The 21,718-nt window shown below is 42.4% G+C and carries 25 protein-coding genes; 22 read left to right on the forward strand and 3 right to left on the reverse strand.

Translation table 11 applies throughout. From position 1 onward, the window contains the following. The first annotated feature begins 2 nt into the window (after nucleotides 1-2). The 19 genes from hisD to ACFOHL_RS17460 all read left to right on the forward strand — a co-directional run bounded on the left by hisD (nucleotide 3) and on the right by ACFOHL_RS17460 (nucleotide 15,905). The gene (hisD, locus tag ACFOHL_RS17370) at nucleotides 3-1,316 is read left to right on the forward strand and encodes a histidinol dehydrogenase (RefSeq protein WP_376921512.1); all 1,314 of its coding nucleotides are present in this window, start codon (nucleotides 3-5) and stop codon (nucleotides 1,314-1,316) included. Continuing rightward, complete coding sequence (gene hisC, locus ACFOHL_RS17375; RefSeq protein WP_376921513.1) at nucleotides 1,309-2,433, forward strand: histidinol-phosphate transaminase; 1,125 nt, start codon at nucleotides 1,309-1,311, stop codon at nucleotides 2,431-2,433. The genes hisD and hisC overlap by 8 nt, the downstream gene beginning before the upstream one ends. Nucleotides 2,434-2,436: 3 nt before the next feature. After that, nucleotides 2,437-3,507 carry a bifunctional histidinol-phosphatase/imidazoleglycerol-phosphate dehydratase HisB gene (gene hisB / locus ACFOHL_RS17380; protein ID WP_376921514.1) on the forward strand — a complete coding sequence of 357 codons (1,071 nt, stop codon included), beginning with the start codon at nucleotides 2,437-2,439 and terminating at the stop codon, nucleotides 3,505-3,507. Then, nucleotides 3,507-4,133, forward strand: coding sequence for an imidazole glycerol phosphate synthase subunit HisH (gene hisH / locus ACFOHL_RS17385; protein WP_376921515.1), 627 nt, complete (start codon nucleotides 3,507-3,509; stop codon nucleotides 4,131-4,133). The genes hisB and hisH overlap by 1 nt, the downstream gene beginning before the upstream one ends. 16 nt (nucleotides 4,134-4,149) lie before the next feature. Next, nucleotides 4,150-4,887 carry a 1-(5-phosphoribosyl)-5-[(5-phosphoribosylamino)methylideneamino]imidazole-4-carboxamide isomerase gene (gene hisA / locus ACFOHL_RS17390; RefSeq protein WP_376921516.1) on the forward strand — a complete coding sequence of 246 codons (738 nt, stop codon included), beginning with the start codon at nucleotides 4,150-4,152 and terminating at the stop codon, nucleotides 4,885-4,887. Continuing rightward, nucleotides 4,869-5,642 (forward strand): imidazole glycerol phosphate synthase subunit HisF, encoded by a 774-nt coding sequence (hisF, locus tag ACFOHL_RS17395; RefSeq protein ID WP_376921517.1) that lies wholly within the window; start codon nucleotides 4,869-4,871, stop codon nucleotides 5,640-5,642. Before hisA ends, hisF begins: the two co-directional genes overlap by 19 nt. 7 nt (nucleotides 5,643-5,649) lie before the next feature. Then, a complete protein-coding gene (gene hisIE / locus ACFOHL_RS17400; RefSeq protein ID WP_376921518.1) occupies nucleotides 5,650-6,273 on the forward strand; it encodes a bifunctional phosphoribosyl-AMP cyclohydrolase/phosphoribosyl-ATP diphosphatase HisIE in 624 nt (207 codons plus the stop codon). 363 nt (nucleotides 6,274-6,636) lie between these two features. Next, nucleotides 6,637-7,089 carry an Hsp20 family protein gene (locus tag ACFOHL_RS17405; protein ID WP_376921519.1) on the forward strand — a complete coding sequence of 151 codons (453 nt, stop codon included), beginning with the start codon at nucleotides 6,637-6,639 and terminating at the stop codon, nucleotides 7,087-7,089. Nucleotides 7,090-7,286: 197 nt separating this feature from the next. After that, nucleotides 7,287-8,231, forward strand: a complete 945-nt coding sequence (locus tag ACFOHL_RS17410) for an aldose epimerase family protein (protein ID WP_376921520.1) — start codon at nucleotides 7,287-7,289, stop codon at nucleotides 8,229-8,231. Nucleotides 8,232-8,456: 225 nt separating this feature from the next. Further along, a complete protein-coding gene (locus ACFOHL_RS17415; protein WP_376921521.1) occupies nucleotides 8,457-8,948 on the forward strand; it encodes a Na+/H+ antiporter subunit E in 492 nt (163 codons plus the stop codon). After that, the gene (locus tag ACFOHL_RS17420; protein ID WP_376921522.1) at nucleotides 8,948-9,253 is read left to right on the forward strand and encodes a monovalent cation/H+ antiporter complex subunit F; all 306 of its coding nucleotides are present in this window, start codon (nucleotides 8,948-8,950) and stop codon (nucleotides 9,251-9,253) included. The genes ACFOHL_RS17415 and ACFOHL_RS17420 overlap by 1 nt, the downstream gene beginning before the upstream one ends. Then, complete coding sequence (mnhG, locus tag ACFOHL_RS17425) at nucleotides 9,253-9,582, forward strand: monovalent cation/H(+) antiporter subunit G (protein ID WP_376921523.1); 330 nt, start codon at nucleotides 9,253-9,255, stop codon at nucleotides 9,580-9,582. The genes ACFOHL_RS17420 and mnhG overlap by 1 nt, the downstream gene beginning before the upstream one ends. Next, nucleotides 9,579-10,145, forward strand: a complete 567-nt coding sequence (locus ACFOHL_RS17430; RefSeq protein WP_376921524.1) for a DUF4040 domain-containing protein — start codon at nucleotides 9,579-9,581, stop codon at nucleotides 10,143-10,145. The genes mnhG and ACFOHL_RS17430 overlap by 4 nt, the downstream gene beginning before the upstream one ends. Next, nucleotides 10,135-10,557: a Na(+)/H(+) antiporter subunit B gene (locus tag ACFOHL_RS17435; RefSeq protein WP_376921525.1), complete on the forward strand. Its 423-nt coding sequence runs from the start codon at nucleotides 10,135-10,137 to the stop codon at nucleotides 10,555-10,557. Before ACFOHL_RS17430 ends, ACFOHL_RS17435 begins: the two co-directional genes overlap by 11 nt. 12 nt (nucleotides 10,558-10,569) lie before the next feature. After that, nucleotides 10,570-10,929 carry a cation:proton antiporter subunit C gene (locus ACFOHL_RS17440; RefSeq protein WP_376921526.1) on the forward strand — a complete coding sequence of 120 codons (360 nt, stop codon included), beginning with the start codon at nucleotides 10,570-10,572 and terminating at the stop codon, nucleotides 10,927-10,929. Then, nucleotides 10,926-12,419: a monovalent cation/H+ antiporter subunit D family protein gene (locus tag ACFOHL_RS17445; RefSeq protein WP_376921527.1), complete on the forward strand. Its 1,494-nt coding sequence runs from the start codon at nucleotides 10,926-10,928 to the stop codon at nucleotides 12,417-12,419. Before ACFOHL_RS17440 ends, ACFOHL_RS17445 begins: the two co-directional genes overlap by 4 nt. A gap of 5 nt (nucleotides 12,420-12,424) precedes the next feature. Then, nucleotides 12,425-13,897: a proton-conducting transporter transmembrane domain-containing protein gene (locus ACFOHL_RS17450; protein WP_376921528.1), complete on the forward strand. Its 1,473-nt coding sequence runs from the start codon at nucleotides 12,425-12,427 to the stop codon at nucleotides 13,895-13,897. Between the two features lie 8 nt (nucleotides 13,898-13,905). Then, nucleotides 13,906-14,229, forward strand: coding sequence for a hypothetical protein (locus ACFOHL_RS17455; protein ID WP_376921529.1), 324 nt, complete (start codon nucleotides 13,906-13,908; stop codon nucleotides 14,227-14,229). Beyond that, nucleotides 14,229-15,905, forward strand: a complete 1,677-nt coding sequence (locus ACFOHL_RS17460; RefSeq protein ID WP_376921541.1) for a Na(+)/H(+) antiporter subunit D — start codon at nucleotides 14,229-14,231, stop codon at nucleotides 15,903-15,905. The genes ACFOHL_RS17455 and ACFOHL_RS17460 overlap by 1 nt, the downstream gene beginning before the upstream one ends. A gap of 234 nt (nucleotides 15,906-16,139) precedes the next feature. On the opposite strand, the gene ACFOHL_RS17465 is transcribed toward ACFOHL_RS17460, so the two are convergent. After that, nucleotides 16,140-17,033: a sulfite exporter TauE/SafE family protein gene (locus ACFOHL_RS17465; protein ID WP_376921530.1), complete on the reverse strand. Its 894-nt coding sequence runs from the start codon at nucleotides 17,031-17,033 to the stop codon at nucleotides 16,140-16,142. Nucleotides 17,034-17,097: 64 nt separating this feature from the next. On the opposite strand from ACFOHL_RS17465, the gene ACFOHL_RS17470 reads away from it, so the two are divergent. Both ACFOHL_RS17470 and ACFOHL_RS17475 read left to right on the forward strand, forming a co-directional pair. Further along, on the forward strand, nucleotides 17,098-17,598 hold the full coding sequence (locus tag ACFOHL_RS17470; RefSeq protein ID WP_376921531.1) for a DUF2244 domain-containing protein: 501 nt from the start codon (nucleotides 17,098-17,100) through the stop codon (nucleotides 17,596-17,598). 82 nt (nucleotides 17,599-17,680) lie between these two features. Then, nucleotides 17,681-17,929 (forward strand): DUF6482 family protein, encoded by a 249-nt coding sequence (locus ACFOHL_RS17475; RefSeq protein WP_376921532.1) that lies wholly within the window; start codon nucleotides 17,681-17,683, stop codon nucleotides 17,927-17,929. Nucleotides 17,930-18,007: 78 nt separating this feature from the next. Here the strand turns inward: ACFOHL_RS17475 and adk are convergent, their stop codons facing one another. Together adk and ACFOHL_RS17485 are read right to left on the reverse strand one after the other, a co-directional pair. After that, entirely contained in the window at nucleotides 18,008-18,652 is a 645-nt protein-coding gene (gene adk, locus ACFOHL_RS17480) for an adenylate kinase (RefSeq protein ID WP_376921533.1), read from the reverse strand. Between the two features lie 75 nt (nucleotides 18,653-18,727). After that, the gene (locus ACFOHL_RS17485) at nucleotides 18,728-20,275 is read right to left on the reverse strand and encodes a methyl-accepting chemotaxis protein (protein ID WP_376921534.1); all 1,548 of its coding nucleotides are present in this window, start codon (nucleotides 20,273-20,275) and stop codon (nucleotides 18,728-18,730) included. Nucleotides 20,276-20,348: 73 nt separating this feature from the next. Between ACFOHL_RS17485 and ACFOHL_RS17490 the strand changes: the two genes are divergently transcribed. Then, nucleotides 20,349-21,620: an ABC transporter substrate-binding protein gene (locus tag ACFOHL_RS17490; protein WP_376921535.1), complete on the forward strand. Its 1,272-nt coding sequence runs from the start codon at nucleotides 20,349-20,351 to the stop codon at nucleotides 21,618-21,620. Nucleotides 21,621-21,718 lie beyond the last annotated feature (98 nt).

Raw genomic sequence — 21,718 nt, forward strand, 5'->3', positions numbered from 1 at the left:
CAATGCCATCGTCAATTACTTGGTCAACACTCAGCGAGGAAGCAAAGGAACAAGCTTTAGCTCGCCCGGCACTGAGCGACAGCGTTCAACTACAAAATACTGTGCGCGGCATCATTACAGAGGTACGGGAACAGGGTGATCGCGCCTTATTTTCCTTTAATGAAAAGTTTGATAAAGCTAAACTCAACAAGTTGAAATTGGCCGAAGAAGCCATTCAGGCAGCTATTGCTAATCTGTCTGATGACGTAAAAAACGCCATCGATTTAGCTTATGACAATATAAAGCAATTTCACCAAGCTCAATACCCGCAAGACATCACCATAGAAACAAAACCAGGCGTGGTGTGCGAGCAAAAACATGCGCCGATTGCCAGAGTGGGTTTGTATATTCCAGGAGGGACAGCCCCCCTCCCCTCAACCGTACTGATGCTAGGAGTTTGTGCGCAGGTAGCGGCTTGCCCTCTGCCAGTTTTATGTTCACCGCCTAACGAATTGGGCAGCTTGTCGCCTGAAATAATTTATGCAGCAAGCAAATGTGGTATCAGTCAGATATTTTTGTGTGGTGGCGCACAAGCAATAGCAGCCATGGCATTTGGAACTGAATCTATTCCCAAAGTCGACAAAATTTTTGGTCCAGGTAACAGCTTTGTGACAGAAGCCAAACAGCAAGTGAGTCAAAGTGCTGGAGGAGCGGCGATAGATATGCCAGCAGGCCCGTCAGAAGTGCTGGTACTCGCTGACAAAACGGCAAATCCAGAATTTGTTGCCGCAGACTTGCTTTCGCAGGCAGAGCATGGCGTTGATTCTCAAGCCGTATTAGCCAGTGATGATGAAGTACTAATCAATAAAGTTATGGCTGCAGTGGAACAGCAATTGACTCAACTTGAAAGAAAAGAAATTGCCGCTCAGTCAATTGAAAATAGCCGATTCATATTGTGTGATAGCATGGATACCTGCGTTCAAGTTGTCAATACATATGCCGCAGAGCATTTGATTGTTCAAACAGCCGACGCTGAGGATTTAGTCAGTCAGCTTCAAAATGCGGGTTCGATATTTGTTGGCGCGTGGTCACCAGAATCTGCAGGCGACTACGCCAGTGGCACAAATCACGTATTGCCAACTTATGGCTACTCAAGAAACTACTCAAGCCTCGGACTGCTTGATTTCATGAGAAGATACACAGTCCAAACACTCACTAAAGAAGGGATAAAAAATATTGGTCCAGCGATTATGACGCTAGCTGATGCAGAAGGCTTAGGCGCGCACAAACAAGCAGTAGCATTGCGCTTATCAGCATTGGAGAAAGGAAATGAGTAATACTTGGTTGTCAAATATTACGAATGATTACGTTCGTAAATTAACGCCCTATCAATCCGCTCGTCGTTTATTTTCATCAGAAGGGGCAAATGGCGAACAGCTATGGCTCAATGCAAATGAAGCACCGGAAGCCAGCGCAACAGAAATAGACTATACCTTGTTTAATCGCTATCCAGATTGTCAACCCGCAGGACTGCTTGCAGCCTATGCACAATACTCTGGCCTAAAAAAATCACAAATTATTGCCACCCGCGGGGCTGATGAAGGCATAGAACTAGTTATCAGAGCATTCTGCCAACCTGGAAAAAGCAGTGTATTAATTTGCCCTCCCACGTACGGTATGTATGCAATTAGTGCCGAGACCTTCAATGTTGGCGTTGAAAAAGTCCCACTGAACGCAGACTTTAGCCTAAATGTAGAAGCGGTAAACCGTTACCAAGATCAAGTTAACGTGGTATTTATTTGCTCGCCCAACAACCCGACTGGCACTGAAATTCCGCAATGCGATATTATCAGTGTATTAGAAGCATACAAAGACAAAGGCATAGTCGTTGTTGATGAAGCATATATCGAGTTTTCTAATCAAGCGAGTCAAGCCTCACTACTAGCCACTTATAGCAATCTCGTCATTCTGCGAACTTTATCAAAAGCGTTTGCACTGGCTGGCATACGCTGCGGTTTTGCGTTGGCCTCAGAAGACATTGTGACTACCCTATTAAAAGTGATTGCCCCTTATCCGGTGCCTGCCCCAGTAGAACAAATAGCGACAAAGGCACTGTCTAGCGAAGGACTCGAAACAACCAAATCTCGTGTCAACACCTTGAATGCAGAGTTAGACAGGGTGACAAAAACCTTAGTTGCTATAGAGGGCTTATCTATCGTAGGCGGAACTGCAGGTAATTTTGTGTTGTTCAGGCATCAACATAACTCGGCATTGATGCAGTACCTAGTAAGTCAAAACTTATATATTAGAGATCAATCAAAACAACTACTACTCGATAAGTGTTTGCGTATTACTGTCGGTACCGCGCATCAAAATGAGCGTTTACTAAGCGCCATATCGACTTTTTTTAGCAATGACACATATACTGCAGACCACTCAGAATCAAGGAATTAAACCATGAGTCAACAAGCTATTTTATTTATTGACCGCGATGGTACCTTAGTAGAAGAACCTCCCGTTGATAAGCAGTTAGATACCTTGGAAAAACTAGTGTTTGAACCACAAGTGATTCCAGCATTGCTGACTTTGCAGAAAGCGGGTTTCTCGCTGGTTATGGTATCCAATCAAGACGGCTTGGGAACAGATAGTTTCCCCCAACAAGATTTTGACCTAGCGCATAATAAAATGATGTCGGTATTTACTAGCCAAGGCGTAAAGTTTGATGATGTGTTAATTTGCCCTCACTTTGCTGAAGATGATTGCACTTGCCGAAAACCAAAGTTGGGCTTGGTGAAAGGGTACTTACAACAAGGTAAAGTAGATTTTACTCGCTCCTTTGTTATTGGTGATCGCGAAACGGACGTGCAGTTGGCAGAAAACATGGGAATTGTAGGTATCCAATATCACCCCAAAAATAACAACTGGGATGATATTATCGAAAAACTAACCAAACAAGCCCGTTGCGCCGATGTAGTGAGAAAAACAAGTGAAACTGACATCCATGTTCACGTCAATTTAGACAGCAATAAAAAATCGGATATTTCAACTGGCATAGGCTTTTTTGACCATATGATTGACCAGATAGCCACACATGCTGGATTTTATCTCAAATTACACGTCGCTGGTGATTTACATATTGACGATCATCACAGCGTAGAAGACACCGCGCTAGCTTTGGGTGAAGCGATGAAAAAAGCGCTCGGAGACAAGCGTGGTATCGGTAGGTTTGGCTTTGCACTGCCCATGGATGAATGCCGAGCTGAATGCATCCTAGACATATCCAATCGCCCGCACTTAAAGTTTGACGCAGATTTCACTCGTGACACAGTAGGCGAAATGGCGACAGAAATGGTTGAGCATTTTTTCTATTCTATCGCACAATCAATGGGGCTATCACTTCACTTAAGCACCACTGAGGGTAACGCTCACCACCAAGTTGAAAGCTTATTTAAAGTTTTTGGGCGTGCTATGCGCCAAGCTATTAGTAAACAAGGTGATGCCTTACCAAGCTCAAAGGGAGCCTTATAGTGAGCCAAACACTACGCAAAAAGAACGTGACTATTATCAACACCGGCTGTGCCAATATTGCTTCCGTAAAATTTGCATTCGAACGCTTGGGAGCAAAAGTGTTGGTCAGCGATGATGTTAACGAAATTAAAGTAGCTGATCACGTCGTGTTACCGGGAGTGGGTGCAGCACCGGTAGCCATGAAAAGCATCCAGAGCAAGGCATTAACAGAGTGTATTCAGGGCTTGGAACAACCCGTATTGGGCGTCTGTTTGGGTATGCAGCTCATGGTTACCAGCTCACAAGAAGCTGATTTGGGCTGTGTTGAAGACACAACTTGCCTCAATCTAATGCCAGGAAAAGTAGAACGGATGCAAGTCGGTGAGCTGCGCTTACCCCACATGGGTTGGAACCAAATTTCAATCGTGCAACCCAGTCCATTGTTCAATGGTATCGATAGTGGTAGTTATTTTTATTTTGTGCACAGCTATGCAGTGTCAAAGTATGCACACACATTGGCGAGTTGCGAATATGGCGGCGCATTTTCCGCTGCCATTCACAGAGACAATTTTTTCGGCGTACAGTTTCACCCTGAACGAAGCAGTGATGCTGGCGCCCAATTACTCGAAAACTTTTTGAACCTTTAGCCTAGGAAAAATATACATGATCATCCCTGCGATTGATTTAATAGACGGCAAGGTCGTCAGGCTCTATCAAGGAGACTACGAACAAACCACAGAATACACATACGACCCTGTGGATGTAGTACATAAATATGCGCAGGCAGGTGCAGAAATACTTCACATCGTCGATTTAACTGGAGCTAAAGATACCAGCAAGCGCCAGATACCCTTGATAAAAAGTATGGTCGCCACTGGTGTGATGCGTTTTCAAAGTGGCGGCGGCATTCGCAGCGAAAAAGATGTGCAAGACTTGCTAGATGCGGGCATTGAAAGAGTGGTGATTGGCTCTCTGGCGGTGGCTGAGCGCGAGGTCGTTGCTAGATGGTTTGAAAAATACGGTGCCGACGCCATAGTGCTCGCCCTTGACGTAAATATTGATGAAGACGGCAATAAGTACGTTGCTACTCATGGGTGGCAAGAAGACTCCGGCGTAAGCATCGACGAATTACTTGGATATTACGCTAACTACGGTCTTAAGCATGTATTGTGCACTGATATCAGCCGTGATGGTACTTTGCAAGGGTCAAACCATGCGCTCTATGCTGAGTTGGTCAGTAGCTATCCTGAAATTCATTGGCAGGCCTCTGGAGGCATCGGCGCAATAAAAGATATCGAAGCACTTATCCCGACAAATGTGCAAGGCGTGATACTGGGGCGGGCGTTATTGGAAGGTAAGTTTACACTGGAGGAGGCGCTGAGATGCTGGCAAGACGCATAATTCCCTGCTTAGATGTGCGTGATGGTGTGGTGGTAAAAGGCGTCAAATTTCGCAATCACGAGATAATCGGAGACATAGTACCGCTCGCGCAAAAATACGCTGAAGCTGGCGCCGATGAACTGGTTTTTTATGATATTACGGCCTCAAGTGATCAACGAGTAGTGGACAAAAGTTGGGTAAGCAAAATTGCCCAAGTGATTGATATTCCCTTTTGTGTTGCAGGCGGTATCAAAACCATTGAAGACGCAGGAAAAATATTGGAGATGGGCGCTGATAAGATATCAGTCAACTCACCTGCACTTGCCAACCCAGAACTCGTCACCGCCCTTTATAATACCTTTGGGCAGCAATGTGTCGTAGTAGGTGTTGACAGCTATTACAATGAAGAGTCTGGACAATATGAAGTTTATCAGTTCACCGGCGATGAAAAGCGAACACAAAAAACGCAATGGCAGACTATTGATTGGATCCAAGAAGTACAAACTCGTGGTGCAGGCGAGATTGTGTTGAACTGCATGAATCAAGATGGTGTTCGCAAGGGCTATGATATCGAGCAGCTAGCAAAAGTGAGAACAAAATGCGAGGTACCACTTATTGCGTCTGGTGGTGCTGGTGAACCGTCTCACTTTAAAGATGTGTTTCAGCAAGCGGATGTTGATGGTGCACTTGCTGCATCGGTTTTTCACAAAGGCATTATCGCCATCCCTGAGCTAAAGCAATGGTTGCGGGAACAAAGCATTGCAATGAGGAATTAATATAATCATGAAGATAACTCTCGACAATTATAAAAGCTTAGCGTGGGATAAAATGGACAACCTGATCCCTTGCATAGTGCAAGACAAGGTATCAGGTCAAATATTAATGCAAGGGTTCATGGATCAGGCTGCAGTTGCAAAAACCATCAATACAAACATGGTTACGTTCTTTAGTCGTTCTAAACAACGTCTATGGACAAAAGGCGAAACATCTGGCAATACCTTGGATTTAATAGACATAAGCACTGACTGCGATGACGATAGTATTTTGGTTATTGCATGTGCAAATGGTCCTACTTGCCATAAAGGTACAACAAGTTGTTTTAACCAAGCGGACAGCAGTGACTTTGGATTTTTAGCCGAATTAGAACAAGTTATCGCAGACAGAAAAGGAAGCGCACCTGAAAGTAGCTACACGGCAAGCTTGTATGCAAAAGGCATCAAACGGATTGCACAAAAAGTGGGAGAAGAAGGCGTCGAAACAGCGCTTGCAGCTACCGTGAAAGATACTGAAGAACTAAAAAACGAAGCAGCAGATTTGCTCTACCACTTATGCGTCTTATTACAAGCTAGTGACTTGAACTTCTCTGATGTAATATCTGTTTTAAAACAAAGACATAATAAAAGCTAATAGTCATCGCCAGATAACTATTTGTGCCTGCACAGCGATGTGCCAGTGATTAAAAAGGTTCATCGCACTTAAAAAATTACGGCAATGTTCTCTTTAGGTGCAGATACTCACAAAACAAAGTCGTCGTTGACCCGTCCATGGGACTCCAAAAAGGCGTCCATGCCTTTTAGGCTTTGTTTTGTGAGTATCTGCACCTAAAGAGAACATTGCCAAAATTAAATTTTTTTATTTTTTCCTATTGAAAAAAATAAAGACATCCATACCTATTAATTGTAGTCGCCGAAAGGGGCTATAAATTCAACGCCGCCGAGTTATCGGGGCAAATTACTTAACATATTGCTTAATTAATAAAAGGATATGACTATGCGTACTATCGATCTATCTCCACTATACCGTTCATTCATTGGCTCTGATCATTTGGCATCTATGATAGATGCTGCAAGCAGACATGAAAAACAAACCAGTTATCCTCCTTACAACATTGAATTGCTCAGCGAGGATAAATACAGAATTACCATGGCAGTCGCTGGCTTCTCGAAAAACGACGTCATTATTGAGGTTCAAGAAAACACCTTAAAAGTCAGTGGAAACCGCAACGCCGAAAAAGATGCGAATAAAAACGAAGCGGAGCGTAAATTTTTACACAAGGGTATCTCCGAGCGCAATTTTGAGCGCAAGTTCCAGCTAGGTGATAACGTAAAAGTACTGACCGCAGATTTGGAAAACGGACTCCTTCACATTGACTTGGAGCGTATTGTGCCAGAGGCGCAAAAACCTAAACGCATCGAAATAGGCAGTCGCTTAATAGACGCCTAGTGACAAGACTATCTATTTTTCCCTGTATGTCGGGCGCTCATTGAGCGCCCTTTTTATTTTGTTTATCTTCGACCTGTCCATACCCAACTCTCGATCTGCAAAGCCAACAATGAAAACAAACGCGTGCGCTATTTCCTATCCAGATTCGAGTCTATATACTTTTACATTGATATTTTTAGAATTAGGAAAAAAGTTTAATGAGCACATTGAACAAAGTCGAACTAACAAATACAAACGGCATGTCTGTGACGCTGTGTGACTTTGGCGCACGTATATTGTCAATTAAGTTTCCTTTATCAGATGGAACACTTGTCGAAACAACAGAAAACCTCGAATCCGATGAAGACATATTAAACGATTGCGCGTATATGGGCGCAACATGTGGACGCGTAGCCAATCGTATTTCAAGCGCTGGCTTTACACTTAATGGGCAACGCTATAATTTGGACGAAAATGAAACAAACAAGACTTTACATGGTGGCTCAGTAGGTTTGGGCAAGCGTATTTGGCACGTATCTCCGGTCATAGCAGAAGATACATACCAAGAAGTCACGTTTCATATTCGCAGTGCAGATGGCGATCAGGGCTTTCCGGGCAATATGGATGTGTCTTGCATCTATAAACTCGATGATGACAACACCTTAACCCAGCGTTTCGTTGCAACAACTGATAAAGATTGCCCAATAAATTTGTGTGATCATACTTATTTTAACTTAGGGGCAAAGCACTTAAACGAGCTATCACTTCAAGTACTGGCTGACGAATACATTCCCGTCGATGAAAACAGTATTCCACTGGGACATTTTGCACCAGTTGACGAAATAATGGACTTTAGAGAGGAGAGACCTTTTGCAAATGTATTGTCGATTAAAGATTATGACGAATGCTATCGTGTCGCCAAACCAGGATCGCTTGTTGCGGTACTTAAGCATCTAAATACGGGATTAAGATTAGATATTTCAAGCGATCAACCTGGTATTCAAGTCTATACTGGCAACTATTTACCAACCAAACATTCTGCTGTTGCTTTGGAAGCTGAAGGCTTTCCGGACGCAATAAATCAAGCCGCATTCGATGCCGATATCGTAACCCCAGCACAACCCTATCACCGCTACGTAAAATATAGCTTCTCGATAAATTGATAGCCCTTATAGGCTTGCCCTTTGATGAAAACATCAAGGGCATTTTCTACTCAGGCGGAAGATTTAAAGATATCTTTTATGCTACGATTTTCATTGTAAGCACAGTGACTTGTTGTTACATTAATGCAACATCTTGTTTTTTACACAAAAATTTGTACCAACACTAAGATGGTAACTAGGGTTTGCTAACAAAAGCTGACAATTACCGTAACAACAGGAGGAAGAGTGACACATACGATTAGACTCGCGATAATTTTAGTTATTACGTGGTTATTGCTCTCAGGTATGTTTGAACCGCTCATGCTCGCTTTTGGTTTGTTCTCCGTTGTATTTTCACTTTGGATAACCTCTAGAATGCTGAAGATTGATCAAGAACGTTACAGCTTTTTTGTTACTGGCAGCTTTCTCTCATTCTTGTTAAAGCTATTTACAAAAGTGATTGCATCAAATATCGACGTTTGCGCGCGGATTCTTGGGTTTAAACCCATTCAATCTACTTTTGTGACTATTCACCTCCCTTTCAAAGACGATGTAGCAAAAGTGCTCTATGCTAATGCAATTACGCTAACACCCGGTTCATCAAGTATTGCAATGGACGATAACACCCTGCTTATCCACACAGTGAGTGAACAAGGCGCTCAAGATCTAATAAATGGTGACATGTTAAATATTATGCCTAAGCAATACGCAATCACTAAAATTGAGATTGCTCAATAATGACGATTTATTTTTTAACCGCTGCAGGTGCGGTATTGATAACAATGGCACTCGCCCTATGCCGCGCTTTACTTGGCCCGAGTGTTTTCGACAGAATACTTGCGGTCAATATGTTTGGCACAAAAGCCGTACTTTTGGTGGCGATTTTTGCTTTTTTTACCGGTCGCCACGATTTACTCGACATCGCTTTGCTTTATTCACTGCTAAATTTTGTGGGTGTTATTGCAGCTTTACGCTTAGTTGAGCGTGGTAAATACTTTGCTTATTCAAAGCGTGACAACACAATAGATACTGAGGAAAAATAGTGTTAGACATTGTTAGCTTTGTCCTTATTGGTATTGGTTGCTTGCTTGGTTTAATTGGTGGTATGGGCATCATTCGTTTACCTGATACCTATGCAAGATTGCATGCTGTTGGCGTAACAGACACCCTATGTACCTTTTTGATTTTGTTGGGTTTAAGTTTACAGACCAGCGCATACATCGTCGTTGCTAAACTCGTTCTTATATTCTTGTTCCTTGCCTTTACCAGCCCCGCCTCTTCATATGCTCTAGCCAACAATGCTTGGCGCTGGGGGCTGCGGCACAACCAAAAAATTCATATCAACTCCTTAGAGCACGAGGAGAAGCAATGAGTTTAATCGTCAATATCGTCCTATTGGTGTTCTTACTCGCCATGGCTTTAGCGGTACTAAAGACGCGTCACTTATTTGCCATGGCCATGTTATTCGGTTTATACAGTTTATTGGTAGCGGGGCTTTTTGTTGTTTTGGATGCCCCTGACGTTGCCTTTACTGAAGCCGCCGTTGGAACCGGTATTTCAACAGTATTAATGCTCGTCACCTTGGCCTCAATAAAGGATGGGCACGAAGCAACCACACAAGGTAAATCAAGAACAGCGCCGCTGATGATTTGTGTAGTAATGGGAGCCTTGCTGATATATGGCACACACGACATTGCTGAATTGGGTGACGCCAACAGTGCGCCGAATATCGAAGTCGCCAAACGCTACGTCGAAAAAGGCCAAGCGGAGACCGGTGTACCAAACTTGGTTACCGCTGTATTAGCCAGTTACAGAGGGTTTGACACACTCGGTGAGGTAACCGTTGTGCTCACTGCTGGTATTGGTGTGTTATTGCTGCTAGGTAGACGGAAAAAACTTCACATAAAAAGTACTGGAGGCACAAATGGGAAATGATTTGGTGCTAAGAGTTGTCACAAAGTGGTTGTCTCCGATTATTATTTTATTTGCACTCTACGTTCAATTTCATGGTGATTATAGCCCAGGTGGGGGGTTTCAAGCTGGCGTGATTTTTTCGAGTGCGATTCTATTATATGCTTTGACCTATGGCTTAGATGCGGCGCTAAAAGTCATTCCAGAAACAGCCTTAAAGATATGCGCTAGTCTAGGTGTGTTACTTTATGCTGGTGTTGGCGTAGTGTCGATGCTGAAAGGTGGCAACTTCCTCAACTATAGCGTGCTATTGAGTGACCCAGTTGCTGGGCAACACATCGGCATTATTGTCATCGAACTCGGAGTTGGTATCACCGTCGCTTCGGTGATGATTTTACTTTTCTTTACCTTCGCTCGACGCGTTGCGCCAGAATAACTAAGGTTTTCTATGAGTGAATATATCGCTGGGCACATCAATTACTGGCTAATTATTGTTGTCATGATGGTTGGTTTATATACCTTAATTAGCCGAACCAATTTAATGAAAAAGCTGGCTGGGCTTGCCATGTTCCAGACAGCTGTCATTTTGTTTTACGTCAGTCTTGGCAAAGTGAAAGACGGCACCGTGCCCATAGTGGATGCGGCCTATGAAATATACTCCAATCCTCTACCTCAAGTACTCATGCTAACGGCAATTGTGGTCGGTGTTGCCACCACGGCTTTAGGGTTTGCACTTGTTATCAGAATTAAAGAGGCCTACGAAAGTATTGAGGAAGACGAAATTAATAAGATGGATCAACAAGGATGAATGAGCAACTCACGATCTTATTGGTCGTTATTCCCTTAATATGTGCCCCGATTACCGCGATTTTTAAACAGCATACGATAGCTTGGGCGATGACTCTTGTGGTATCTATCGCTTGCTTTGTATTATCAGGTATCATCCTTGCTGACGTTATTGACGGCAAACATGTCATTTATGAGCTCGGCGGATGGCGCCCGCCTTGGGGTATAGAATACAAAATAGATTCACTTAATGCTTTTGTCTCGCTGATTGTGTCAGGCATTGCCGTTCTCACAAGTATATTCACGTTTAGAAGTGTACCAAGTGAAATAAATAGTGGCCAAGTAGGTCTATTTTATGCGGCATTTCAACTTTGCCTGCTGGGCTTATTAGGCATTGCATTGACGGGTGACATATTTAATCTTTTCGTATTCTTAGAAATATCTTCACTGTCCAGCTATGCACTAATCAGTATGGGTAAGAAACGCCAAGCACTCACTGCATCGTTTGCCTATTTGATACTGGGTACTATCGGTGCAACATTTTTCTTAATCGGTGTCGGCTTTTTGTATGCAGCATCAGGCAGCTTAAATATTGCCGATATCGCTAATCGCTTCGGCACCTTCGAAGACATGCAATTAGTCGTTACCGCCTTTATTTTTATTCTGCTTGGCGTGGCGTTGAAGGCGGCAATTTTCCCATTGCACTCATGGTTGCCTAATGCCTATGGATTTGCCCCTTCATGCGTGAGCATATTCTTATCCGCTACCGCGACCAAAGTATCGATTTATGTGCTACTCAGAGTACTTTATGACCTTTATCCCGTTGATTATTGGAAAGAAATATTGATCCCACAATTGCTTTTAGTACTGGGCTGCGTAGGGGTTATTTATGGCTCAGTACGAGCTTGGCAACAACTTGAAATCAAACGTTTATTGGCATTTTCGAGTGTTGCGCAAATTGGGTATATTATTATAGGCATTGCCCTGCTCAGTGAGACAGGTTTAACAGCATCAGTATTACATCTATTTAACCACGCTTTGATTAAAGCAACGCTATTCATTGGCGCTGGGATACTTGTGTATCGTGCCAACTCCACCACTTTAAGTGAGCTAAGAGGATTTGGTGCGAGTATGCCTTGGACGTTTGCTGCTATGGTATTCGCTGGTTTGAGCTTAATCGGCGTACCCGGCACGGTTGGCTTTGTTACTAAATGGTATTTACTTGAAGCAGCGGTAGAGCAAAGTAAATGGATAGTAGTGGGCGCCATCGTCATAGGCTCTGTCTTCGCCATCGCCTATGTGTGGAAGATTGTAGAAGCACTTTACTTCAACTCCAAGCGTAAAGTGCATGTTCAAAATGTAATAAGCGGCGATGTAAATGTGGTAAAAGCGTCAAAGAGTATGGGCTTGGCTTTGGGTTTAGGCGCATTCTCTTGTCTGTATTTTGGCTTATTTACAGATATTCCATTTAATGCAGCGAATGCCGTTGCCAAAGCTCTATTAGGAAGTTAGCAAACATGGATTTAACTTACGTATTGCTATCAACGATGCTCTTGCCTGTTGTAGGTGCCTTTCTTATTTCTCGCTTGGATTCAGTACCTAATGTAAGAGAAGGGGTAACAATTGTTGTTGCCATCTCCCTCTTCTTGCTAAATCTATTTTTATACTGTGAACAACAGGATGCAAGTCAAGCGGGCTTCATGCTTGCAGAACCCATTGAAGGCTTAGCCATCTCTTTTGCTTTCAACACCTTTGGCATGATGTTTGCGCTGATTGCAAGTGGTCTATGGATTGCCACGTCTATCTACGCAATAGGCTACATGCGAGCGCACAATGAATCGCACCAAACTCGATTTTTCACTCTGTTTGCTGTCGCTATTGCCGGTGTAATGGCGGTAGCCTATTCAGAAAACCTCTTCACTCTGTTTATATTCTACGAATTTTTAACCGTATCTACCTACCCTTTGGTCACACATGCAGGTAACAGAGAAGCCAAGCGCGGCGGCAGAAAATACATTCTCATTTTGATGGGTTCGTCTATCTTATTCTTCTTACCCGCAATGATTATTACATGGTATACCGCCGGTTCTCTTGAGTTTGTGCACGGCGGGATCCTCAAGGGTAGTTTAGCGGACGAATATATTCTCCCCTTACTGTTACTTTTCATATTAGGAATAAGCAAGGCAGGACTCATGCCTTTGCATAGATGGTTACCTTCTGCCATGGTCGCCCCAACACCCGTCAGCGCCTTATTGCACGCTGTTGCGGTGGTTAAGGCGGGTGTGTTTTCGCTAGTCAAGGTTGTCGTATTTATTTTTGGAAGTGACTTCATTAGTCGTTCGCACAGTACCGATTTTTTAATTTTATTACCCGCATTTACCATCTTGGCAGCGTCCCTAATTGCAATGACTAAGGACAACTTAAAAGAGCGATTGGCCTACTCGACTATCAGTCAACTCAGTTACATTGTATTAGGCGCACTGATTGCTAATAAACTCGCAATTGTGGGTGCAAGTATGCACATCGCCATGCATGCATTTGCTAAGATTGCGCTATTCTTTGCAGCCGGCGCGATACTGGTTGTGACACATAAAAAGTACGTCAGTCAACTGAATGGATTAGGACGACAAATGCCGTTTACCTTCGGTGTTTTTACTATCGGCACACTCAGTATTATCGGCCTACCGTTTTTTGGTGGTATGTGGAGTAAATGGTATTTGCTTTCGGGTGGTATTCAATTTGAAGGTAGCCAATTAATTTACTGGATAATACTCATTACACTTAGCATCAGTTCGATGTTGAACATCTTCTATTTGTTGAGTATCCCATTAAAAGCATTTTTTGTTTCACCTACAGAGTCACAGACAGCAATTAAAGAAGCGCCAACCGCTTGTTTAATAGGTATGGCAATCCCAACTTTGATTACACTGTATTTATTTTTCGACCCTTCGGTGTTTTACACACTCTCACAAACCTTAATTGGGCAGTAAGGTCAGATATGGCAAAAAATAAACAAATAGACAACCAAACTGATTTTTTTGATAAACCCCAAAATATCAAAATAATGATGCTAGCGTTTTATGCCCTTTGTGTGCTTCTCGTGGTGCTAGATTTTATTGTACATCGACATGTCTATGTCGATTTTGAGAAAGTGCCGACATTTTATGCACTATACGGTTTCATCGCCTGTGTCGTACTAGTGGTACTCGCCAAAATAATGCGAAAGGCTGTGATGAGAGATGAAAACTATTATGATGATCGCAGCGAAAACAATACAGTTCAAGAGAGCACGCAAAACGATAATTCGGGAGAGAATGTGTGATTGAATATGTCTTTCCAGCATTTTTACCGTTTTTCATAGCGGCATTACTTGCTGCCATACTTCCCCACAAGTTTAGATATTTTCTTATTCTTGTCCCTATAGTTAATGGGGTACTACTGTATTTATCAGGCGAAAACACTGCCAATATTAGTTGGCAATTACATGTGTATAGTTTGCAGATCATGGATGTTGATAAACTCAGTCTAATGTTTGCCTATTTGTTCCATATTGCCTGCACCATTTGTCTAATTTACGCCATGCACCTAAAAGACAAATTGCAACTAATCTCAGGTTTGACTTACGCTGGCAGCGCCGTTGGAGCAGTTTTTGCCGGTGATTTCATTACGCTGTTTATTTTTTGGGAATTGCTCGCTGTTACCAGTGCTTTCCTAATCTTTGCAAGAAAAACGCAGGCCTCACTCCACGCCGGCATTCGGTATCTGATAATACAGATTCTATCGGGTGTTGCCTTACTTATCGCTGCGATTATGCACTTCTACGATGTGGGTTCATATGATATCGATTATGTTGGTTTGGGCACAAACGCGTCGTACTTATTTTTGTTTGCCTTTGGTATTAAAGCTGCATTTCCATTTTTACACACTTGGTTAAGTGATGCATACCCAGAAGCCACTCCCGTTGGCACTGTATTTTTATCGGCTTTTACGACAAAAGTGGCGATTTACATGTTGGCGAGAACCTTCCCCGGAGAGGATTTGCTGGTTTATATTGGCGCCGCAATGACTTGCTTCCCAATATTTTATGCAGTTATCGAAAATGACTTGAGAAAAGTACTGGCATACAGCTTGATAAATCAACTTGGGTTTATGGTCTGTGGAATAGGCATTGGTACTGCTTTAGCACTAAATGGCGCAGTTGCACACGCGTTTAACGACGTTATTTTTAAAGGCTTGCTGTTTATGACAATGGGCGCGGTGCTGACTCGTGTAGGTCATGTGAATGGCTCTGACTTAGGTGGTTTGTACAAAACAATGCCCAAGACGACACTATTCTGTGTCGTTGGAGCAGCCTCAATTTCTGCCTTCCCGCTATTCAGTGGATTCATCAGTAAAAGTATGGTGATGGCTGCAATGATAGAAGCAGGTCACGACTATCTCTGGCTAATGCTGTTGTTTGCATCTGCAGGTGTATTTCATCATGCAGGGATAAAAATCCCGTTCTTTGCATTTTTTGCGCATGACTCGGGTATGCGTCCTAAAGAAGCGCCAGCAAATATGCTCTTTGCAATGGGCATCGCTTCTGCACTGTGTATCGCTTTTGGTTGTTTCCCGTGGTTGGTGTATCACTTGTTACCTTGGGAAAACGCCTATCAACCTTATGATGTGACCCATGTGCTCACCCAACTGCAATTACTGTTCTTTTCCGCTCTTGCTTTTGTTTGGCTTAACAAACAGGGTTTGTATCCGCCAGAATTACGCTCAGTCAACTTAGACACCGAATGGCTATACAGAAAAGTACTGCCTCGACTGGGACAAGCACTGCACAGCGCGACCGACAACATTTTAGCCTTGGCTAAGCAGACATTAGTCTCTGTCAAAAGTCTCGTGCCTAAGATGCACGTCAATGAGGGCGCTAACGCGGCTACGTTAACATATAGAATGGTTATTGGCTTTGTGCTGCTTGCCGTGATCGCATTTGTCACCGAAATGATGTGATAAATCAATGTGACAAGGGTGTCTTATTGCTATCGAGCAGGACGCCCAAATAGATTTTCTTTGTATGTATCGTTAACCTGAACTCGACACAACAACTCTGCAAGCAATAAAATTTATTGTTTATTTAATTCACTATCCAGTATTGACCTCAAGCTGAATATCATGCTTGAGCAACACAGAGATCGGTATCTAAGGCGCTGCTGGACGGAGCTGCTTATCCCGAATTCAGCTTATTTACCAAATGGGCAAGCCAGCCACACCCATTATCATTATCCATGTAGCGAAAAATATTTTTAAGCGAACAGGAGAAAAAAACAATACAAGATATTTTGCGACTAGACCGCCGATCACAGCACCTGCGCCGGCAAATAATACGATATCCCAGTAAATAGCCTGTGAGGCACTGACGTGATAGTACACTCCGCCCCATACAGAAAAAGCGCTCAATATTACCGCCACGGCAATAGAGAAAGTCACGTTGAATCCTCTCAAAATGAGATAAACTGCGATTAATTCACCTACGCCAACAGACAGCCATGCTGTAATAACACCACCAGTCATAGCAATCACGACAAGCAGTGTGCTGTCTATCAATATAATTTTTGAGCGGATAGTTTGTCGGTTTAGCAAGGGGACTGACATGTAAATACAACAGGCTAATAGAATAGAAAACAAGCCAAAATAAAGGTGTAAAGCCTCTGCAACATGAGAACCGAAATCATGCAACAGATACTGCGCGAATACGATGCCTATTATTGAAGGCAGCACTGAGTACTTTAGTGCTTTGCCAAGGTCTTGCCACTGTTCATCTTGCAGGTGAGATGAACGATAGTGTTTCCACCACGTTATCGCCCCGGCTGTCATTCCACAACACTGAATACCAAAACTAGTCGCGACAATAGTCATATTGTCCAAACCAATTTGATTGAAGAACGGAACGAAAACGACGCCACCGCCTGCACCCGTTGAATTTGCGAAAACAGCACCCGCGATACCCAGTATCAAAAACCCTGCGTACTCCATAAGTAACTGGCTAAGATCTGCCTGCATAAACAATACGAGTAACCACAACAAGAAAATAGATAACTTGATCTTATGCAAGTTAATGTGTTGTATAAGTTGAGTCATTTCACCTTAACGCCATTACTGCTTAACGCTTAAATGAGCTAGATTATACCTAAGGTATAACTTTATGGTCATTAAAACTTTGCAATCTGATCATGTTCGTATTGATCTTATGCCAAATAAATCAGCCAGCTGGCAACAAACTAAAATTCTCATTCTAACTATTTTTGTTGCGATGGGGGCGATTGCAATTGCGTGGGCAACAGTCGGAGTATGGTTAATCTTGCCTTTTGCTGGTATTGAGTTTTCTTTATTCGCTTTTTTAATCTACAGAATATGCAGAAAAACTTACGACCACCAAAGCCTTGTCATTTTTAACGATCGTTTGGTACTTGAGGAATACACAGGTAAAAAGCAACTTACTCAGTCGCTTGATAAAAAGAATTTGTATATTGAATACACTGAGACTAAGCATAATTGGCGCATGCCTAAAGTTACACTTGTCAATGATAAAGAAAATATTAGCATTGGTGAATTTTTAAATTCAGCTGACAGACGGCACTTGAAAACAATGTTCGAAGAATTAGGGATCATCGTTGTCAGAAACCACTGGTGGAAAATAGACTAAACAAGTTGATCTTTTTGTCGTTAAGTCTATTAATTAATTGTACATCTGTACATTTTTTACTCACACAACAAAGAGGTTTACTATGAATCTGTTTATCGAGTCAATTGAAGGTGGAATGTATATAGCAGGCATTGGGAGTGATAGAGCGCGTTCGTATTTACGAGACAGTTACCGAAACACCTCGTCATTTCAGTCAATCACAGACATACGAGAACAAGTCTCTGGTCAGCATTTTGATAAAATTTTCCTAAAACAAACGACCCCTTATGATGAAATGTGCGGTACAAATGTGCGTGACGACAAACTGATGATAGAGCTTGAGTGGCGTTGATTTTCTATTAAAACTCATTTTCTTAGGTAATTTCTCGTACTAGAAATATGTTTCCAGTACGAGGAATACGCTTTACGCTTAAGCGACTATTGCAGACAGCTCAGCGCTCACATCGCTCACTGCTTTTGTTCCATCAATTTTTGTATACTGACACAGACCTTCTTTAGCAGCATTTTGATAGTAATCAACAAGAGGCTTCGTTTGTTCATGGTATACAGCCAAGCGGCTTCTTACTGTTTCTTCTTTATCATCATCACGTACAATAAGATCTTCGCCTGTTGCGTCATCTTTACCGTCAATTTTTGGGGGATTGTAAATGGTGTGATAGACTCGACCAGAAGCAGGATGAACCCTTCTGCCCGCCATGCGTTCTACGATAACATCATCAGCCACATCAAATTCAATGCAGTAGTCAACGCTAATGTTGGCGTCTTTCATTGCGTCAGCTTGCGGAATAGTACGCGGAAAACCGTCCAGCAAAAACCCGTTTTCACAATCACTTTGTGCAATCCGCTCCTTTACCAAACCAATGATTAAATCGTCTGAAACTAATTGACCAGCGTCCATGACCTTTTTTGCAGCTAAACCCAGCTCTGTTCCAGCTTTAATTGCCGCTCTGAGCATGTCACCTGTCGAAATTTGTGGTATTCCAAATTTGTTCATCAAAAACTGGGCTTGCGTGCCCTTTCCGGCACCTGGAGCGCCAAGAAGAATGATGCGCATTAAGCGTCCTCCAACCAATAATTAAAAATGGTGAAACTGTACAGCTTAGACTGCCGCTTAACAAGTGAAAAACAGCTAAAAAGTGCAGTCTTTGCTGGATTCTTCCACTTTAAATCGCTCAACCAGCTCAAAAACGCGACGACTCATGCTGACGATCTCTTTATTTACATCTGAACTCTGCTTCGCCACATCGAGAGTTTGTTCGTTTGTATCTTTAATCACCTCAATATTGGCCTTGATTTGCTGAAGATTATTCTTTTGTTCATCAGTTTCACGAGCGATAATTTTGGCTCCCTCCAAATTACCCACAATTGAACTTTGAATTTCCTCAAATGTTCTCTCAGTGTCATTCACCGACTCGACATTTTCAAACGCCATTTCCTGACCTGTCTGCATGATATTGAGTGTTTCTTTTGATTGTTGCTGCAAAGTGGTAATGATATCGGTAATTTGCCCTGTCGATACCTGTGTTCGTTGTGCCAAGGTGCGAACTTCATCTGCGACAACAGCAAACCCTCTTCCTTGTTCTCCTGCTCTTGCGGCTTCAATTGCCGCATTTAAAGCAAGTAAATTTGTTTGTTCAGCGATGTCTTTAATAACTTGGATGACCGTATCAATCGACTGCGAGTGTTTCTCGAGCATTTCTGTCTTGGTCGTCGAGTCCTGCATATTTCCCGCAAGTTGTTTTATCATCTCAACTACACCGTGTACTTTTTGCAAACCACTCGATGCCAAAGAACTCGTATTCGTGGTCGTTGTAGATGACGCAGCGGCTTGTTCGGCAACATCCAATGCCGTTGCTTCTAAGGTATCGACTGTCTCTAAGATACTATCTACTTTTGTGTTTAAAGCGTTGACTTGCTGATTGAGCTGATCGGCATTAAATTGACTGGCCATAGCACTGCCATCTAAGGTACGCGCAACGACGACGACTTCTGTGATCACAGCATGAATATCATCAATAAACCGATTGATGTAATCTGCTAGTTTACCTAACTCATCCTCTCTATCAATCGTCAATCGTTTAGTCAAATCACCATTGCCATCAGCAATATCTTTGAGACGTAAGTTAATTTCATCAAGCGGTTTGAGCACCAGCTTGACAACAAAGAAATTTAAAAACACAACAAGCACGCTTCCCAACAGCAAGAGTTGCAAAACGCCAGTAAAGACGAGCTCTAGCAATGCCTCATCTAACGCGCTATGACTAAAATATAATTCAATACTCCCCGCCTTAATGGCATCACCCTGATCTAAATACTCTATAGCTCTGTTTAGCGTGAGAAACACCTCAGTATTGGTCGGTGAGTCTACTGCTTGGTTTGTTTTTTCATCCCAATATATCTCAAATAACAGCTCGCCTTCGCGATTAAAGCCCTTCACACCAATCAAGTCATTGGTGCCTAGCTCAACGCTGACTATCTGCTTGGAGCTCGCAACATTATAGTTCCACATCGAATCTGTTAATGTTACGCCCAATCTTGTCGATGTATTATTAGCAGCTTGTGTCATCTCTTCTTGCAATTTGAAATGATTGATAGCTGCAACAATTATCTGAGATACAAATAAGGTGATAGTGACAACAGCGAAGGACGCAATACTAAGCTTCTTTCTTAGGTTCATATTTACCTCGTATTACACGGAATACTCAAAATGGATTTTTTGAAAATTCAATCCATATTGAGGACTACCAGTAATGCCCAAACAAGTTAGTTCACACTTTGAAAAAAGCCTTCGATGGATACCAATTGCGCTGATTAACTTTGTGAGTTCCTTTCAAGTATTCGCTAATCCCATTGATATCGCGGTGCTCACCACCTCAAGCGATCACAGAGCACTATTTGTAAAATACGAAAAAGACTTTGAACAAAATAACCCTGACATTAATATCAACATCAAATTTTTGTCAGACACCGACTTTAAGCAATCTTTAAGCCAATGGTTAAAAGAAAAGTCTGGACCACAGATCGTCACTTGGCAAGCGGGACAGCGATTGTTTCAACTTGTCGATAAGAATCAAGTCACAGATCTCAGCTTTATTTGGAATAAATATGGTTTGCATGACAAGTTTAGCGTAAGTGCTACTCATGCTATTACCAGAGATAATTCGCAATATGCCATCCCTGCATCATATTACCAGTGGGGCTTATATTATCGCCACTCTCTTTTTCAACAACTCAATCTAAGTCCGCCCAATACTTGGGAACAATTAGTCAGTATTTGCGAAACACTGCTTAAGAATGACGTGGTTCCTTTTACTATTGGCGCAAAAAACAAGTGGACATCAGCTGCTTGGTTTGACTATTTGAATTTACGTATAAACGGCCTTGAATTTCATCAAAAGCTATTACTAGGCGAACATTCATTCCAGTCTAGTGAGGTACGAGAAGTATTCGAACGATGGCGAGAATTACTAGATAAAGGTTGTTTTACAGATAGATTCAAGGGGTGGAATTGGTCTGAAGCAATGCCTTTTTTATACCATAAACTAGCAGGCATGACCCTGATAGGGAACTTTTTTGCCAGCAACCTGCCGACTACTCTTGAAGAAGATTTCCGCTTTTCAGCCTTTCCTGAAATAAATTCAGGCGTACCGTTATACGAGGAAGCCCCGCTTGATTTGTTCATGGTGCCGAGTTATGCACAAATGGATGAAGCACTTGAAAAAGTCATCGTGTCCCTTACCGACGAGCAGTTTTTAGGAAAACTAAATGAAGCCACTACGATGATTTCTCCGATTAGAGGCAGTAAACCTATGAACAAGAATTATTTTATCACAGAAGGACAAAACTTATTGTCCAAGGCCGAAGGCGTTTCGCAATTTTTTGACCGAGACACTAACGCTGATATGGCTAATTCTGCCACTACAATATTTACTGATTTTATGGCGGACAAAAATGTGGAACAAGCTTTAAATAAATTGGAAGACGCAAGAAAAAAACATTTACTCAGTAAACTCACCCACTAGGTAAACATGCCGGGCTTAATCGCTGATCTTGCTTGTGGTTTGAAACTATTCAGCAATTCCAATTTCATCCTCAGACAAGTAAAAAACCCAAATATGAA

It is taken from the genome of Agaribacter flavus, from assembly GCF_042646125.1.
Classification (GTDB): domain Bacteria; phylum Pseudomonadota; class Gammaproteobacteria; order Enterobacterales; family Alteromonadaceae; genus Glaciecola; species Glaciecola flavus.

Excerpts from the sequence above, each read along its gene's own strand:
- ACFOHL_RS17420 (WP_376921522.1), top strand. The coding sequence starts at position 8,948 with ATGACGATTTATTTTTTAACCGCTGCAGGTGCGGTATTGATAACAATG.
- ACFOHL_RS17405 (WP_376921519.1), top strand. The coding sequence starts at position 6,637 with ATGCGTACTATCGATCTATCTCCACTATACCGTTCATTCATTGGCTCT.
- adk (WP_376921533.1), bottom strand. The coding sequence starts at position 18,652 with ATGCGCATCATTCTTCTTGGCGCTCCAGGTGCCGGAAAGGGCACGCAA.
- ACFOHL_RS17445 (WP_376921527.1), top strand. The coding sequence starts at position 10,926 with ATGAATGAGCAACTCACGATCTTATTGGTCGTTATTCCCTTAATATGT.
- hisD (WP_376921512.1), top strand. The coding sequence starts at position 3 with ATGCCATCGTCAATTACTTGGTCAACACTCAGCGAGGAAGCAAAGGAA.
- ACFOHL_RS17475 (WP_376921532.1), top strand. The coding sequence starts at position 17,681 with ATGAATCTGTTTATCGAGTCAATTGAAGGTGGAATGTATATAGCAGGC.
- hisIE (WP_376921518.1), top strand. The coding sequence starts at position 5,650 with ATGAAGATAACTCTCGACAATTATAAAAGCTTAGCGTGGGATAAAATG.
- ACFOHL_RS17455 (WP_376921529.1), top strand. The coding sequence starts at position 13,906 with ATGGCAAAAAATAAACAAATAGACAACCAAACTGATTTTTTTGATAAA.
- ACFOHL_RS17410 (WP_376921520.1), top strand. The coding sequence starts at position 7,287 with ATGAGCACATTGAACAAAGTCGAACTAACAAATACAAACGGCATGTCT.
- ACFOHL_RS17435 (WP_376921525.1), top strand. The coding sequence starts at position 10,135 with ATGGGAAATGATTTGGTGCTAAGAGTTGTCACAAAGTGGTTGTCTCCG.
- ACFOHL_RS17450 (WP_376921528.1), top strand. The coding sequence starts at position 12,425 with ATGGATTTAACTTACGTATTGCTATCAACGATGCTCTTGCCTGTTGTA.
- hisA (WP_376921516.1), top strand. The coding sequence starts at position 4,150 with ATGATCATCCCTGCGATTGATTTAATAGACGGCAAGGTCGTCAGGCTC.
- ACFOHL_RS17470 (WP_376921531.1), top strand. The coding sequence starts at position 17,098 with ATGGTCATTAAAACTTTGCAATCTGATCATGTTCGTATTGATCTTATG.
- ACFOHL_RS17485 (WP_376921534.1), bottom strand. The coding sequence starts at position 20,275 with ATGAACCTAAGAAAGAAGCTTAGTATTGCGTCCTTCGCTGTTGTCACT.
- ACFOHL_RS17440 (WP_376921526.1), top strand. The coding sequence starts at position 10,570 with ATGAGTGAATATATCGCTGGGCACATCAATTACTGGCTAATTATTGTT.
- ACFOHL_RS17430 (WP_376921524.1), top strand. The coding sequence starts at position 9,579 with ATGAGTTTAATCGTCAATATCGTCCTATTGGTGTTCTTACTCGCCATG.
- ACFOHL_RS17465 (WP_376921530.1), bottom strand. The coding sequence starts at position 17,033 with ATGACTCAACTTATACAACACATTAACTTGCATAAGATCAAGTTATCT.
- hisB (WP_376921514.1), top strand. The coding sequence starts at position 2,437 with ATGAGTCAACAAGCTATTTTATTTATTGACCGCGATGGTACCTTAGTA.
- hisC (WP_376921513.1), top strand. The coding sequence starts at position 1,309 with ATGAGTAATACTTGGTTGTCAAATATTACGAATGATTACGTTCGTAAA.
- hisF (WP_376921517.1), top strand. The coding sequence starts at position 4,869 with ATGCTGGCAAGACGCATAATTCCCTGCTTAGATGTGCGTGATGGTGTG.
- ACFOHL_RS17490 (WP_376921535.1), top strand. The coding sequence starts at position 20,349 with ATGCCCAAACAAGTTAGTTCACACTTTGAAAAAAGCCTTCGATGGATA.